Consider the following 14,657-nt stretch of genomic DNA (forward strand, 5'->3'; position numbering starts at 1 on the left):
TTTGATTGATAAATATATTTATCTTAGCTTTTATAAAAATTAATTAGATAATTAACTATAAATAAAAAACCACTAGTAAAATTTTAATTACTAGTGGTTTTTTATTCAACCTAACGTATTGAATATAGTAAATTTAATACCATTTGATGAATAGATGGTACATGGTTATATATGTATACAAGAATTAATATGGCTATAACGAAAACAGCTAAATGTAATATAGCTTTAAAAATTTTCCAAACAACAAATCCTCCAACAACTAAAAATATTAAAGTTGCTAAAAATTGAGTTATACTCATACCGAAAATTTCCATACAAAAAACTCCAATCTTATAATATATTTTTATAATGCTTTTATTATAGCATATAGAGACAAGCTTAGTTAGTATAAATTTTTTACAGTAGATAATTAAGAAATTTAAAATTATAGTAAAAATAAATAAAGATAGTTTTTATATAATAAGAGGATAAGAGAACTTTTATAATAATTATATAAATTAAGGGAAATAATTTAAGTGAAAGGATGTGACTTAAATGAATTTAGAAAGTATATATTCAGAAGATATTATTTGGGCAGTTGTTGGAGATATATTAAATACAGAAAAATATGCTTATAAAATATTAAAGAATTTTGAAAATAAAGGATATAACGTAGTTGGAGTAACGCCATATGATAAAATAGATGGAGAAATAAAAGAATTAAAAGATATTGATTTAAATATAGAAGGGGTTAATTTATGTGTAAGCCCAAGCAAAGGATATGAAAATCTATTTAATGATACAAAGCATAAAATAAAGTATGTTATAGCTCAACCTGGGGCTAGAAGCGAGAAAATAAAAGAGCTTTGTAAAGATAGAGGTATAGAATATATAGAAATATGTACTTTAGCTACATTGACAAAAAAGAATAGGATTTAGTAATAAATTTGTGAAATATATAAAAAATGTAAATTTTACAAAGAAAACCTATACAAGTATTATAATTAGTGCTAAAATAAAGAAAAAAGTTTTTAAGGTTGGGAGATAATTTTATTGAGATTACAAGAAGATTACTTAAATCAGATAAATAAAGATATAGCAACAATGGAAACTACATCAGTAATGGGATTAAATGAACTGTCATACAATAGATATATAAAAGTAAAATATGTTTACAGTGTTATATCTGAAATGTTTATTTTAACAATGATAACTTTATTCATTACATTAATAGGCATGATGATTTATTAAGAAAGAAAACAAGAACTACCTTAAGGTAGTTCTTTTTGGTTATAAAATAAATTATTAGAGAAAATATTTAAAGTGAATTACAAGAATAATAAAAATATAATTTTTATTATTCTTTTTTTATATTTGGTAGAAAAATGGTAAAATATAAGAGTATGGTATGAAAGGTTGTGAGAGTATGAGGAAAAAATGGCTAATAAAATTAGTGGGTGGAATAGTATCAATATGTATAGGAGTTGGAACTGCATTAATACTTAATAGAAATATTTTTACTGATGAAAGTAGAAATATTAGAGTTAAAGCTGATGTAAAAGTAAAGGAAGAATTTAATTTAGAAAAAGAAAAATCTAAAACAAGTAATGAAGCTTTAATTAAAGAATTAAAGTATGATGGATGTATATATTACAATGATATAAAGTATGATAAAGATGTTTATATAAAAACTTATCTATTTGAAATAACACCTAATATGAAAGTAAATGAAAATAATGATTTATTTTTAGAAGGAATAGACTTAGGTTGGACAATGAAAATTGATAATAAAGATTATGGAGTTTTAGATGCTATTCCAACTAAAATAACTATTAATGAAAAAGACCAAATTATGGATTCAAAAGGAAAGAAAGTTTTAGAAACACTAGATATATACTTAATAGAAAGCAAAATAAATGATAATGGAAAAATAGAATTAGTAAATAAAGAAGAGAAAACTTATAAAGAATTTATTGAAGAAAAAGAAAATAAAGAATATAAAAAGTTTTTTATAAATGATTTAGAAAAATATAAATCAAATTCTAAAGAAAGTTTAAAAGATGAAACAGAATTAAAACTTTTAACGGAAGAAATAAAAAATAAATATAAAATGAAAAAGATAAGTTATGAAAATTTTGAAGAGGTATATGGATCTAATTATAGATATTATGTAGGATATTTTTTAGATGAAAAGAATTATGAAAATAATGTTTATGCTATTAGAGATAGAAAAGAAGATAAAACTTATACTTTTCAAAAGGGGACAAGTCCTTCAATAAGAGAAATTTTTCAATACAAAGATAAACTTTATGCACTTAGAAGAGAAGGAGATATATTAGAAATAGAATTAAAGGAAGATAAGATAGAAATTATAAACACTTTTAAAAATAAAGTAAAGCATGAAAGTGTAGGAGAATGTCATTTACTTGGTTTAAAAGACGGATATGTTTACTTTAGAAATTATAAGCCAGTAGATTCTATAATGGCATTTGATTTAGAAAAAGAAGAATTTAAATTAGTTTATAATAGTAAATTTGAAGTGATGGAAGATATAGATATGTTTAATGGATATATAGCTTTTTATAAAGATCCTAAAAATTCAGGAGCAAAAAGCATAGGAGTTTTAAAAGAAGATAAAATAGAAATATTAATAGATAATATTGAAGATATGAAATATTCAACTGAATTATTTAATGAAGATACAGTTATAATAGAAAATAGAAAAGAAGATAAGCAAACAAAAAAATTATTTACAGAAATAAAAGTATATAAATTAAATTAATGAAGACATGACCTTTAATTTAGGTCATGTCTTTATTTTTTATTGAATATAATTTATTTTTTAAAAGATTTCCTCGTAAATGAATATTAATAACTTTTCATATGTTTTAGATTTGAAAAATTTAAGAAATCTATAAAATTTATAAATATTAAAATAATAACTTAAATAAAATACTCGTAAATAAGTATTAATATATAACAAAAAAATAAAGTTTATTGGGAAAATCAATAGAGGGTTTTTTATTTAAGGTTTTACTATCTAATTTTAAAGAAAATAAATAAATTGTTTCCAGCTTATTTTAGCAAAGCTAAAATTTTGTACGGGAGAAAAGCAGAAAACAATTTAAATATTTTCGAAAAAATTAGAAAAATTTAGATAGATTTGATAAAATATATATATTAATAAAATATTAATTTTTTAAACAAAAGGGGAAGAAGATGAAGAAAAAAGTTATTGTTGGGGTTATTACTATTGGGATTGTTGGAGTTGTTGGAACTATTGGAGCTATTGCGGGATATTCTTATTCTAAAAAACCAAATTTAAAAATAGAAGAGACTAAATTTGAAGGGGATAATAAGCTTTTAAATAAAGAAAAGATAGACAGTGATTTAAATTATGATGACATAATTTATAAAGATGGGAAAGTGTATTTTAAGAAATATGTAGTAATATTAGGAAAAGGAGATTCACCTATAACTGTAAATGATGAAAATGAATTAGTTTGTGATGGAGGTATTATAGGAAAGGGAGTTACTATTTCAGATAAAAAATTTGGAGATTTATCATCAGTTGAAGTAATCGACAAATCTGGAATATATGAAGTGGTTAACCAATGGACTAGATTAGATCCATTTATAACAAAAGAAATTACTTTTGAAATAAAGGATGGAAAAGAAAAAATTATAGAAGAAAAAGATATTTCATTTAAAGATTTTAAAAATCGAAAAGATAATTTTAATAAAGTTAGACCTGAATATGATGTTCAACAGAGACTTAGCAAAATAATGAAAGAGTTTAAAGGGGGAACTTTAGCTGTAGGCATAATGAGAGTACATGATTCAGATGGAAAGTATACTTTTGTGAGATTTTATTCTGATGAAGCAAGAACTATGCTTACAGGCTATGGAATTTTAAAGGATGATACAGGAGAAGCATATTTAGATACATCTAATGACAGTAATGAAAATATAGTTGATGTAGTTTTAGTTAATGGAAAGTTTTATGGAGTTTTATCTTCAGGAAATATAGTTTTACTTAATTTAAGTGATTGGCAAATTAAGTATGAGAAAGAATACAAAAATATATTAAAAAGTTTAAAAACTAGAGCTAGATATTTAGGTACATCAGGAGATTATATTTATTTAAAATATATGAATGGAGAAAGTGAAAGTTTAGTATCTTTTAATACAAAGACAGGAGAATTTTCTAAAGCTTATAAAGGTGAAAATAATAATCTTCATATTGAAGATGTAAATGATGGATATATTATATTTAGTGATGGCTCTGGAGAAAAAGCTAAGAAAATTGATATAGGTCATTTAAATGGAAACACTATAGAAATTATTAAAAAAGATATCGAAAAGTTAGATAAAGAAAAAGTAATTTTTAATGATGAATATATTGCAGTAGAAAAATCTAAGCTTAAAGATGGTACAAAGGAAGTTATAGGAACAGAGGTAGAAATTTATAACTTAAAATAAATTTAGAAATTGAGTATTTATGTTATTACTTAGAAATAATAGTAGATAATAAGAAAATCTTTTGTATATAAAATTAAATAATATAAATATAAAAGGATAAGCTATAAGCTTATCCTTTTTATGTGTAAATCTAACTTTACTCGACTTTCTCCAGTTTTGAAAAACCATTTTTGCATATCTATAATGGATTTTGGCAAGTTGGATATATAAATATACATCTTAGTTATAAACAGTTGAATGGTTAAATAAGTAATAATATACTTATATTACAGCTTAAGCTTGGAGGATGGGTATGAGAATAAAAATTGATGAACAAGAAAATTTACAAGAGATAGTAGTTACAATTTCTTGTAGAAAAGTTGATAAAGAAGTTTCAGACATTATTAAACTTTTAAAAATGAAAAATAAAACTATAAGTGGGATAAAAGAAAATGAAGTTATTTTAGTCAAAGTATTTGAAATTCTATATATAGAAAGTGTTGATAAAAAGACATTTATATATACAAAAGAAGATGTTTTTCAATGTAAGGAAAAGCTTTATGAACTAGAAGAAATTTTAGAAAAAGAAAGTTTTATAAGAATTTCTAAAAATACAATAGTAAACCTTAACAAAGTTTCTAAAATAGTTCCTGACATTAGTAGAAGATTAATATTAACTTTAGAAAATAAAGAGAAGGTAATAGTTTCTAGGAGTTTTACTTTTAATTTTAAGAAGAGTTTGGGGCTTTAAGGGAGGGATTTTTTATGGTTAAAGAAATTTTTTATTTATTTTTTAGAAATTCATTTATTAATTTAGCTTTATATACGCTTTTATCTAAAGATATAAATAAAGTAAATATTTTTATTATTATAGGATTTAGTATAATTTTTTCTATTATAGAAAAAGGATTAAATAAAAAAAGTTTAATTAAAAAATATTCATATAGATTAAGATTTATCTTATTTTATACAATGTTTATGGTTTTTGAATTTATGCTTTGGAATAGATTTAAAATTATAGATATTAAATTGTTATTAGGAGCATCACTATTAATTTGGGTTGGGTTAATTATTTATGTTCAGATAATAAATGTGAGATTTAATAAAGAAAGTAAAAAATACAATAAGGTTTTAGAAGAGTATAAAAGTAGATTAAAGGAGAGTAATAAAACAGCAATGGAAAATAAATTTATGAGATCAGTTATATATATTAATGGAGAGCCAAACGAAAACTTATTGACGACAGATTCTATTTATTCAATTTTCATAAAAGAAACAGATATAGAAATATATAATATAAACCCTATTAATATGAAAGTGAAGAAATTAAAAGAAAATATACCATTTTCAGAAATTGATTTAATTAAGATAAGTGTAGGGAATATATTTAGAACTCGAGGAACAGGATTTCCACTTAAATTTAATTATGATGGAGAAGAAGACAGATTATATAAGTTAGTATATACACTAGAATTAGAAATAAAACTTAAAAGTGGTGAGGTTAGAAAAATAAATACAAACGAAATAAGGGATACTTTCAATTATTTAATAAATATATTAAAGGAAAAGGCTATAAATTATGAAGATACTTATAATTTAGAAAAGCTTTTAAAGGAGAAAGATGACAAAGAACTTCTAAAATACTTCTTAAAAAATGAAATTGGAACTGATGGTCTAGCAGGTCAATATTTCAAGAATATTTATAGAGAATAGAATCAGATGTATTATAAATAATAAAGATAAAGACATTTTTAAAGTGGTAGTAAAAGCTTTTTAAATGTCTTTTTTTATAATTTTTTATAAAGTATTATATATCAAATTTAATGTTACTTATTATATTAGTTCTAAAGTTACAGGTTTTTCACTTATTATTTTAATAATTGAAAATATAATTTACTAGAAGTATTTATACTATTTTATTACTTAGATTTTATTTTTCATACCATTTTTTAGAATAATTGATATAAAATTTCTTATATTGTATACTTTAGCTATATTTCATAATAAAAATAATCAAATGATAAATAGTTATTTATAACTAAGGAGGAAAAATTAAATGTACTGTAAAAATTGTGGGAAAAAAATTTCTGACAAAGCTTTTGAATGTCCAGCGTGTGGTACTAGTGTTGGAAGTGGCAATTCCTATTGTCAGGAGTGTGGTGGGGAAATTACAGATAATACAAAATATTATTGTAGTCATTGTGGATGCCCAACTAAAGGAAATTTTATATTAAGACCTAGAAAAGATACTAGAACAGGAACATTAAAGCGAGATGTAAAGGAATTACTAGACAATCCTGATATACATCAGAAAAGTGTATATACTTTTAGCTTTCTAATACCAACAATAGTGGTAATGGCTATATATAGTTATATAATAAAAGATTTTTATATTATATCACCAATTGTAACTTTAATATTAGGAATAATATTATCAATACCAATAAGTTATTTAATTTATAATTTAAGTTGTAGAGAAAAGGAAGCAGTAAATAATCAAAATACAAAATTAAAATTTACATTCTCAATTAAAGAATGGTTACCTATATTTATAATAGTAGCAATAGAAAATGTTCTAAACGATATAATTCATGCTTTAACTTTAAAAGCTAATATTGATACAATATTAGGAATACCTACTAGCTTACACATAATTTTACCAATAGCGAGTCTTATAGTTTATTTAGCAATTATACCTTTACCAGTTGTAATTTTTATAGCTTTAAATAAAAATATGTCAGTTATAGAAACAATAGTTTATGGATACAAAATTGGTTTAAAGAATTATTGGCAATTATTAAAACTACAACTTTCTTTCATTCCATTAATTTTCTTATGCGCAATTACATTAGGTATTTTATTAATATGGAAAGGATTTTATATTAGTACAACTCCATATGTATTAGCAGGACAATTAGTAGAAAAGTTTGAAACTAAAGAAAAAGTAGTAGAATAGAAAATAAGAATTTTTGATAATATATTTAAGACATTGATTATAATTGCTAAATTCAAATTCTTATAGAAGAAAGCAATGATATTTATCAGTAAACTATAAAAATTTATATATAGATTAAAAAAAGGCAGTTATTTAGACTGCCTTTTTATTTTATTATTAAATGAAATAAAAGTTAATATTTAAAACCTATAATTAATAAATTGATTAATTAATAAAATTTTTAAAAAAACTATTTCAAAAAATAAATTTAGCAATAAAAATAGGATTTTTAAATTAAAATTATAATTAAAACCTAAATTTGAATAATAAAAGTAATAAATTTTTGGCTAATAGTAAAATACTATATTAACTTTACAAAAAAAATATTAATAATGTAAAATTTAATCATTGATGTTATGTTAACAGAGTTAAACCAAATAAATATAATAGTTTGGAGGGAGAATTTGAGTAAAAATTTAAATAAAAAGGTTTTATTTTGGGGGCTATTGTTATCTATTTTTTTAGTAATATCAATAATTTTAGGAGTGGCTTTTGGAAGTACAAATATTAGTCCAAAGATTGTATATGAATTCTTAGGTCATAAGCTTTTGGGAATAGAATTACGATCTGAAATTCCTAAATCTGTTGGGACTATAATATGGGAAATAAGGTTTCCTAGAACTATATTAGCAGGAATAACAGGTGCATCTTTAGCACTTTGCGGTGTTCTTATGCAATGTATAACTAGAAATTCAGTTTCAGATCCTTATATTTTAGGAATATCATCAGGAGCATCATCTGGAGCTGTTTCTGTAATAGTTTTCTCTGGATCTTTAGCAGGAATGTTAGGAGTAGCTGGTGGAGCTTTTATAGGTTCTATTGTATGTGGAGTTTTAGTATTTATGATTGGAACTCGATTTGGGAAAACAAGTTCTACTACAAGGCTTGTTTTATCAGGATTAGCCTTATCTACTATATTTTCTGCAATAACAAATTTACTTATATATTCTGCGGAAAATTCAAATCAGGCAAAAGCAGCTATTTTTTGGATAATGGGAAGTCTCGGTGGTGCTAAATGGAATGTTATATTGTTTCCATCAATTGTATTACTATTAGTCTTAATTATTTCTTTAATTCTTTCAAAATCATTAGATTTATTATTGTTTGGTGATGATAGTGCAATTATGCTTGGAATGAACGTTAAGTTGGTGAAATCTATAATATTATTAATTTCTATTTTATTAATTTCAGTAATTGTATCATTAACAGGTGCTATTGGATTTATTGGATTAGTAATTCCACATATAGTTAGAAGTATAACTGGAACAAATCATAAAAAATTAATAATATTATCTATTCTTTTAGGGGCAATATTTTTAATATTATCAGATTTAATTGCAAGAGTTTTATTTTCACCAAGAGAGATACCAATAGGTATAATAACTGCACTTATAGGGGGACCATTCTTCTTATGGCTAATAGCTAAGAATGATTATTCTTTTGGAGGTAAGAAGTAATGAGTAAATTAAAAGTAAGTGAATTAGATTTTTTTATAGAAAATAAGCAAATTCTTAAAAAAATTTCATTAGAAATAAAAGAAGGGCAGTTTGTTGGAATAATAGGTTCTAATGGTTCAGGAAAATCAACTTTACTTAAGAATATATATAGAATATATAAACCAAAGTCAGGAAAAATAAGTATAGGCGAAAAAGATATGGAAAATATGAGTCATAAAGAAATTGCAAGAGAACTTGCAGTTTTAGCTCAAGAGACTACATCAGAATTTGATTTTAAAGTTGAAGATGTAGTTAAAATGGGAAGATATCCTTATAAATCTATATTTGAAGATTATTCTAAAAAAGATATGGAAATGGTTAGTGAAATGCTTAAGAAAGTTGGACTTAATGGTTTTGAAGAAAGAAGTTTTAACAGCTTATCTGGAGGAGAAAAACAGAGAGTTTTAATTGCTAGAGCCTTAGTACAAGATGCAAAATTACTTATATTAGATGAACCAACTAATCATTTAGATGTAGGTTATCAGCTTCAGGTTATGGATATTGTAAAAGAATTAAAATTAACTACCTTTGCAGCTATACATGATATGAATATAGCAGCAATGTATTGTGATTATATTATAGTTATTCAAAAGGGGGAAATAATCGCAAGTGGAAGTGTAGATGAGATTCTTACAGAAGAGATGATAAAAAAAGTATTTAATGTAGATTGTTATATAGGAAAAAATCCTATAACTGGGGACATACATATATTTTATATTAGTGAACATTCACATGTAAATGGAATTGGACATGGACATGTCCATAAAGATGGGTATACAGGTTATCATAAACATTAATGTATAAATACATAGGAGGAAAATAATGAATAGAAAAATAAAAAGCATTCTTTTAGGAATGACTGTAATTGCTGCAACTACTATATTTATGGGATGTAAAGCATCAGAAAAAAAGGTAGAAGAAAATACAAATAAAACTGAGCAAACATCACAGTTTAAAGAGTTTTCATATGTATATGATGATGGAAAAGAAAAAATAGATGTTAAAGTTACAAAACCACCTAAGAGAGCTGTAACATTATCACAATTTATGACTGAAACTTTATTAGCATTAGATTTAGGGGATAGAATGGTTGGAACAGCACTTTTAGATAATCCTATATTGCCACAATATAAAGCTGCATATGATAAAATTCCTGTTTTAAAAATGACAGGAGGACACAATATATCTAAAGAAGCTTTTATGGCTTTAAATCCTGATTTTGTTAGTGGATGGGAAATGTCTATAAATAGTGAATCTACAGGAACTCCATCTGAGTTAGTTAAAGAAGGAATATATCCTTATGTTGATAAATCTTTAAGCGGGAATGCAACTGTAGAAACAGTTTACGAAGATATAACTACATTAGGAAAAATATTTGGAGTTCCAGATAAAGCTAATGAAGTAATTAACAATATGAAAAATGAAATAAATAAAGTTCAAGAAAGCTTAAAGAAAGTAAAAGATGAAGATAAAGTAAAAGTAATGATTTATGATTCAGGTGAAAAAGATGCTATGGTTGTTGGAGCAGGACTTCCAAACAATTTAATAAGCTTAGCTGGTGGAAAAAATGTATATGGAGATTTAAAAAAATCCTATGAAACAGTTTCTTTTGAAAGTATAGTTGAAAAAAATCCAGATGTTATAATTGTAACTGATTATTTAGCAGGAGAACCAGCTGAAAAGAAAATAGAATTCTTAAAGAATAATCCAGCGTTAAAAGATGTTAAGGCAATAAAAGATAATAATATACATGTAATTGCATTAGCAGATTTATCACCAGGTGTTAGAAGCTCTAAAGCAATTTCAGAAATGAATAAAATGTTTTATAAATAATAAGATATAAAAAGTAGATTATAAATAAAATTATGATAAATATAAGTTTATAAGTATTTTAGTTCATATAAAAAGGACTTTCTCAGTTTTGAGAAAGTCCTTTTTATAATTTAACATATTTATAAATAATTTTTTAAATTATTTATTTTATATAAAATATATCTATTTAAATTTTTTTAGTATATAGCATTAGTGAAATCAAAAATACATATTGAATCATAATTATTTTTAGTATTCATTTAAATTTTAATTTAATAACAGTATATTTTTAAAAATTGCATAAAAAGTAAAAAAATAAATTTATTTACAAAAAAGGTATTATGTTATAGAATTTATTTGTTGAATTGTGTTAATAAAGAATAAATAAGGTGTGAGAAATGAATGGGGACTAAAATAAAGAAAGATTTTTTCTTTTGGGTTATATTACTAATTATGCTTTTAGTAATATCAATAATCCTAGGTATAGCTTTTGGAAGTACAAATATTAGTCCGAAGGTTGTATATGAATTTTTAATTTCTAAGTTTACGGGAACAGATATTCAAATTGAAATTCCTAAGTCTGTAGGAACTATAATATGGGAAATAAGACTTCCAAGGACATTATTAGCGGGGATAACTGGAGGGGCATTAGCACTTTGCGGAGTTTTAATGCAATGTATTACTAGAAATTCAATATCAGATCCATATATTTTAGGAATATCATCTGGTGCTTCAGCTGGAGCTGTTTCTGTAATAGTTTTTGGTGGATCTTTGGCTGGAATGTTAGGGGTAGCAGGTGGAGCTTTTATAGGAGCTATTGTATGTGGAATATTAGTTTTTATAATTGGAACTCAACTTGGTAAGACAAGCAGTACTACTAGACTTGTTTTATCAGGATTAGCATTATCTACAATATTTTCAGCTATAACTAATTTACTTATATATTCAGCAGAAAATTCAAATCAAGCAAAATCTGCTATGTTTTGGATAATGGGAAGTCTTGGGGGAGCTAAATGGAAAGTTATATGGTTTCCATTAATAGTATTACTAATTGTTTTTATTATCTCTTTAATTCTTTCAAAATCATTAGATTTGCTTTTATTTGGTAATGATAGTGCAATTATGCTTGGAATGAATGTTAAGTTAGTGAAATCTATAATATTATTTATTTCTATATTATTAATTTCAGTAGTTGTCTCACTAACAGGAGCAATTGGATTTATTGGATTAGTAGTTCCACATATAGCTAGAAATATAACAGGAACTAATCATAAAAGATTAATAATACTATCAGTTCTTTTGGGTTCAGTATTTTTAATAGTATCAGATTTGATTGCAAGAGTGTTATTCTCTCCAAGAGAAATACCAATAGGTATAATAACTGCACTTATAGGAGGACCATTCTTCTTATGGCTAATAGCTAAGAATAATTATTCTTTTGGAGGTAAGAAGTGATGAGTGAATTAAAAGTAAATGAATTAAATTTTTTTATAGAAAATAAACAAATACTTAAAAAGATTTCATTAGAAATAAAAGAAGGGCAATTTGTTGGAATAATAGGAGCTAATGGTTCAGGAAAATCTACTTTACTTAAAAATATATATAGAATATATAAGCCTAAATCAGGAGAAATAAAAATAGATGAAAAAAATATAGAAAATATGAGTCATAAAGAAGTTGCAAAAAAACTTGCAGTATTAGCTCAAGAAAATTCATCTGAATTTGATTTTAAAGTCGAGGATATAGTTAAGATGGGAAGGTATCCTTATAAAACTATATTTGAAGATTATTCTAAAGATGATATGAAGATAGTAGAAAAGATGCTTAGAAAAGTAGGACTTAGTGGTTTTGAGGAGAGAAGTTTTAATAGTTTATCTGGGGGAGAAAAACAAAGAGTTTTGATTGCAAGAGCATTAGTCCAAGATGCAAAACTACTTATATTAGATGAGCCGACTAATCATTTAGATGTTGGGTATCAACTTCAAGTTATGGATATAGTTAAGGAGCTGAAATTAACCACTTTTGCAGCTATACATGATATGAATATGGCATCAATGTATTGTGATTATATTATTGTAATAAAAAATGGAGAAATAATAGCAAGTGGAAATGTAAATGATATTCTTACAAAAGATATGATAAAAAAAGTTTTCAATGTAGATTGTCATATAGGAAAGAATCCTATAACTGGAGATACACATATATTTTATCTTAGTGAGCATTCTCATGTAAATGGAATTGGCAATGGACATGTTCATAAAGATGGGTATACAGGTTATCATAAACATTAATATAAAGGGGTAAATAAAATGAGTAAAAAATTAAGAGGAATTATTTTAGGACTAGCTGTAATAACAGCAACTACTGCATTTGTAGGATGCGGAGCAGCGGACAATAAAACAGAAGGAGAAGGAACAACACAAACAGAGCAATCATCTGAATTTAAAGAAGTATCATATACTTATGATGATGGAAAAGAAAAAGTTGATGTAAAAGTTACAAAAGCACCAAAAAAAGCAGTAACATTATCTCAATTTATGACAGAGATGTTATTAGCTTTAGACTTAGGGGATAGAATGGTTGGAACTGCACTATTAGATAATCCAATATTACCAGAATTTAAAGAGGCTTATGATAAAATTCCTGTTTTAGAAATGACAGAAGGACATAATATATCTAAAGAAGCTTTCACAGCTTTGGAGCCTGATTTTGTTAGTGGATGGGAAATGTCAATAACTAATGAAACTACAGGGACACCATCAGAATTAGTTAAAGAAGGAGTAGTTCCTTTTGTTGCAAAATCTTTAGATGGATCTTCAACAGTAGAAACAGTTTATGAAGATATAGCTTCTTTAGGAGACATATTTGGAGTTCCAGATAAAGCTGATGAAGTAATAAAAAAAATGAAAGATGAAATAAGTAAAATTCAAGAAAGTTTAAAATCTGTAAAAGAAGAAGACAAAGTTAAGGTTATGGTATATGATTCTGGTGAGAAAGAAGCAATGGTTGTTGGAGCAGGACTTCCAAATAATTTAATAAACTTAGCAGGTGGAAAAAATATATATGGAGATTTAAAAAAATCATATGAAATGGTTTCTTTTGAAAGTATAGTTGAGAAGAATCCAGATGTTATTCTTGTAACAGATTTTCTAGCAGGAGATCCAGTTGAAAAGAAAATAGAATTTTTAAAGAATAATTCAGCATTAAAAGATGTAAATGCAATAAAGAATAATAATATACATGTAGTTGCATTGGCAGATTTATCACCAGGGGTTAGAAATTCTAAAGTAATTTCAGAAATGAATAAAATATTTTATAAATAGCATATAAATTAAAATTGATTTATATAGATAAAATATAGTTGGAGGGGTTAAAATGAATGATTTAAAGAGCTATCCACATACACATGAACATTGTAATTGTGGGTGTGAAGAACATAAACATGCTCAAGAGGTGTGTCATTGTGGATGCGAAGAACATAAGCATGTTCATGAAGAAAATCACCATACACATGAACAATGTGATTGCGGATGTGAGGAACATACTCATGCTAAAGAGGTGTGCCACTGTGGATGTGAAGAACATAGACATGTTCACAACTAAATAAATTTATTAATGATACTGATAAATTTTATATTTATCAGTATTTTTTTATTAAATATAAAAAATTAATAATAAAAATACTTAAATGTAAATTAATAAATATTAATAAAAAATATAATTTAATTAATATAAAAATAGAATACTAACTAAATTTATAAAAAAGAAATATAAAAATTAAATATTTACTTTTTATAAATACTGATTTGACTAAAAGTTATTTAAAAAAATAGTTAGAAATCTAACAGTTAGAGTATTGACAATTTTAAATTTGGATGATAATTTTATTTTAAGGAGTTGATTATTTTGAATAG

The 14,657-nt window shown here is 24.6% G+C and carries 15 protein-coding genes; 14 read left to right on the top strand and 1 reads right to left on the bottom strand.

From position 1 onward, the window contains the following. Positions 1 to 110 precede the first annotated feature (110 nt). On the bottom strand, positions 111 to 314 hold the full coding sequence (locus tag CLTHE_RS02530; RefSeq protein ID WP_080021849.1) for a hypothetical protein: 204 nt from the start codon (positions 312 to 314) through the stop codon (positions 111 to 113). A gap of 220 nt (positions 315 to 534) precedes the next feature. On the opposite strand from CLTHE_RS02530, the gene CLTHE_RS02535 reads away from it, so the two are divergent. The 14 genes from CLTHE_RS02535 to CLTHE_RS02600 all read left to right on the top strand — a co-directional run bounded on the left by CLTHE_RS02535 (position 535) and on the right by CLTHE_RS02600 (position 14,346). Next, positions 535 to 918 carry a CoA-binding protein gene (locus tag CLTHE_RS02535; protein ID WP_080021850.1) on the top strand — a complete coding sequence of 128 codons (384 nt, stop codon included), beginning with the start codon at positions 535 to 537 and terminating at the stop codon, positions 916 to 918. Positions 919 to 1,032: 114 nt separating this feature from the next. Continuing rightward, entirely contained in the window at positions 1,033 to 1,230 is a 198-nt protein-coding gene (locus CLTHE_RS02540) for a hypothetical protein (RefSeq protein ID WP_002599485.1), read from the top strand. 175 nt (positions 1,231 to 1,405) lie between these two features. Next, positions 1,406 to 2,761: a hypothetical protein gene (locus CLTHE_RS02545; protein WP_143324017.1), complete on the top strand. Its 1,356-nt coding sequence runs from the start codon at positions 1,406 to 1,408 to the stop codon at positions 2,759 to 2,761. Between the two features lie 437 nt (positions 2,762 to 3,198). Beyond that, positions 3,199 to 4,461, top strand: a complete 1,263-nt coding sequence (locus tag CLTHE_RS02550; RefSeq protein WP_080021852.1) for a hypothetical protein — start codon at positions 3,199 to 3,201, stop codon at positions 4,459 to 4,461. Between the two features lie 292 nt (positions 4,462 to 4,753). Beyond that, positions 4,754 to 5,191, top strand: coding sequence for a LytTR family DNA-binding domain-containing protein (locus CLTHE_RS02555; protein WP_158082645.1), 438 nt, complete (start codon positions 4,754 to 4,756; stop codon positions 5,189 to 5,191). A gap of 14 nt (positions 5,192 to 5,205) precedes the next feature. Beyond that, positions 5,206 to 6,153 (top strand): hypothetical protein, encoded by a 948-nt coding sequence (locus CLTHE_RS02560; protein ID WP_080021854.1) that lies wholly within the window; start codon positions 5,206 to 5,208, stop codon positions 6,151 to 6,153. A gap of 343 nt (positions 6,154 to 6,496) precedes the next feature. Beyond that, positions 6,497 to 7,396 (top strand): hypothetical protein, encoded by a 900-nt coding sequence (locus tag CLTHE_RS02565; protein ID WP_080021855.1) that lies wholly within the window; start codon positions 6,497 to 6,499, stop codon positions 7,394 to 7,396. A gap of 443 nt (positions 7,397 to 7,839) precedes the next feature. Next, a complete protein-coding gene (locus tag CLTHE_RS02570; RefSeq protein WP_080021856.1) occupies positions 7,840 to 8,892 on the top strand; it encodes a FecCD family ABC transporter permease in 1,053 nt (350 codons plus the stop codon). Beyond that, positions 8,892 to 9,728 (top strand): ABC transporter ATP-binding protein, encoded by an 837-nt coding sequence (locus tag CLTHE_RS02575; protein WP_080021857.1) that lies wholly within the window; start codon positions 8,892 to 8,894, stop codon positions 9,726 to 9,728. The genes CLTHE_RS02570 and CLTHE_RS02575 overlap by 1 nt, the downstream gene beginning before the upstream one ends. Positions 9,729 to 9,753: 25 nt before the next feature. Further along, positions 9,754 to 10,764, top strand: coding sequence for an ABC transporter substrate-binding protein (locus CLTHE_RS02580; protein WP_080021858.1), 1,011 nt, complete (start codon positions 9,754 to 9,756; stop codon positions 10,762 to 10,764). A gap of 381 nt (positions 10,765 to 11,145) precedes the next feature. Beyond that, entirely contained in the window at positions 11,146 to 12,198 is a 1,053-nt protein-coding gene (locus CLTHE_RS02585) for a FecCD family ABC transporter permease (protein WP_080021859.1), read from the top strand. Next, entirely contained in the window at positions 12,198 to 13,034 is an 837-nt protein-coding gene (locus tag CLTHE_RS02590; RefSeq protein ID WP_080021860.1) for an ABC transporter ATP-binding protein, read from the top strand. Before CLTHE_RS02585 ends, CLTHE_RS02590 begins: the two co-directional genes overlap by 1 nt. A gap of 18 nt (positions 13,035 to 13,052) precedes the next feature. After that, positions 13,053 to 14,066 (top strand): ABC transporter substrate-binding protein, encoded by a 1,014-nt coding sequence (locus tag CLTHE_RS02595; protein WP_080021861.1) that lies wholly within the window; start codon positions 13,053 to 13,055, stop codon positions 14,064 to 14,066. A 52-nt stretch (positions 14,067 to 14,118) separates the two neighbouring features. Next, a complete protein-coding gene (locus CLTHE_RS02600; protein WP_080021862.1) occupies positions 14,119 to 14,346 on the top strand; it encodes a hypothetical protein in 228 nt (75 codons plus the stop codon). The last annotated feature ends 311 nt before the right edge of the window (positions 14,347 to 14,657 follow it).

This window comes from Clostridium thermobutyricum DSM 4928, assembly GCF_002050515.1.
In the GTDB taxonomy this organism is placed as follows: Bacteria; Bacillota; Clostridia; order Clostridiales; family Clostridiaceae; genus Clostridium; species Clostridium thermobutyricum.

Excerpts from the sequence above, each read along its gene's own strand:
- CLTHE_RS02555 (WP_158082645.1), top strand. The coding sequence starts at position 4,754 with ATGAGAATAAAAATTGATGAACAAGAAAATTTACAAGAGATAGTAGTT.
- CLTHE_RS02530 (WP_080021849.1), bottom strand. The coding sequence starts at position 314 with ATGGAAATTTTCGGTATGAGTATAACTCAATTTTTAGCAACTTTAATA.
- CLTHE_RS02550 (WP_080021852.1), top strand. The coding sequence starts at position 3,199 with ATGAAGAAAAAAGTTATTGTTGGGGTTATTACTATTGGGATTGTTGGA.
- CLTHE_RS02585 (WP_080021859.1), top strand. The coding sequence starts at position 11,146 with ATGGGGACTAAAATAAAGAAAGATTTTTTCTTTTGGGTTATATTACTA.
- CLTHE_RS02560 (WP_080021854.1), top strand. The coding sequence starts at position 5,206 with ATGGTTAAAGAAATTTTTTATTTATTTTTTAGAAATTCATTTATTAAT.
- CLTHE_RS02595 (WP_080021861.1), top strand. The coding sequence starts at position 13,053 with ATGAGTAAAAAATTAAGAGGAATTATTTTAGGACTAGCTGTAATAACA.
- CLTHE_RS02600 (WP_080021862.1), top strand. The coding sequence starts at position 14,119 with ATGAATGATTTAAAGAGCTATCCACATACACATGAACATTGTAATTGT.
- CLTHE_RS02575 (WP_080021857.1), top strand. The coding sequence starts at position 8,892 with ATGAGTAAATTAAAAGTAAGTGAATTAGATTTTTTTATAGAAAATAAG.
- CLTHE_RS02535 (WP_080021850.1), top strand. The coding sequence starts at position 535 with ATGAATTTAGAAAGTATATATTCAGAAGATATTATTTGGGCAGTTGTT.
- CLTHE_RS02545 (WP_143324017.1), top strand. The coding sequence starts at position 1,406 with ATGAGGAAAAAATGGCTAATAAAATTAGTGGGTGGAATAGTATCAATA.
- CLTHE_RS02565 (WP_080021855.1), top strand. The coding sequence starts at position 6,497 with ATGTACTGTAAAAATTGTGGGAAAAAAATTTCTGACAAAGCTTTTGAA.
- CLTHE_RS02580 (WP_080021858.1), top strand. The coding sequence starts at position 9,754 with ATGAATAGAAAAATAAAAAGCATTCTTTTAGGAATGACTGTAATTGCT.
- CLTHE_RS02590 (WP_080021860.1), top strand. The coding sequence starts at position 12,198 with ATGAGTGAATTAAAAGTAAATGAATTAAATTTTTTTATAGAAAATAAA.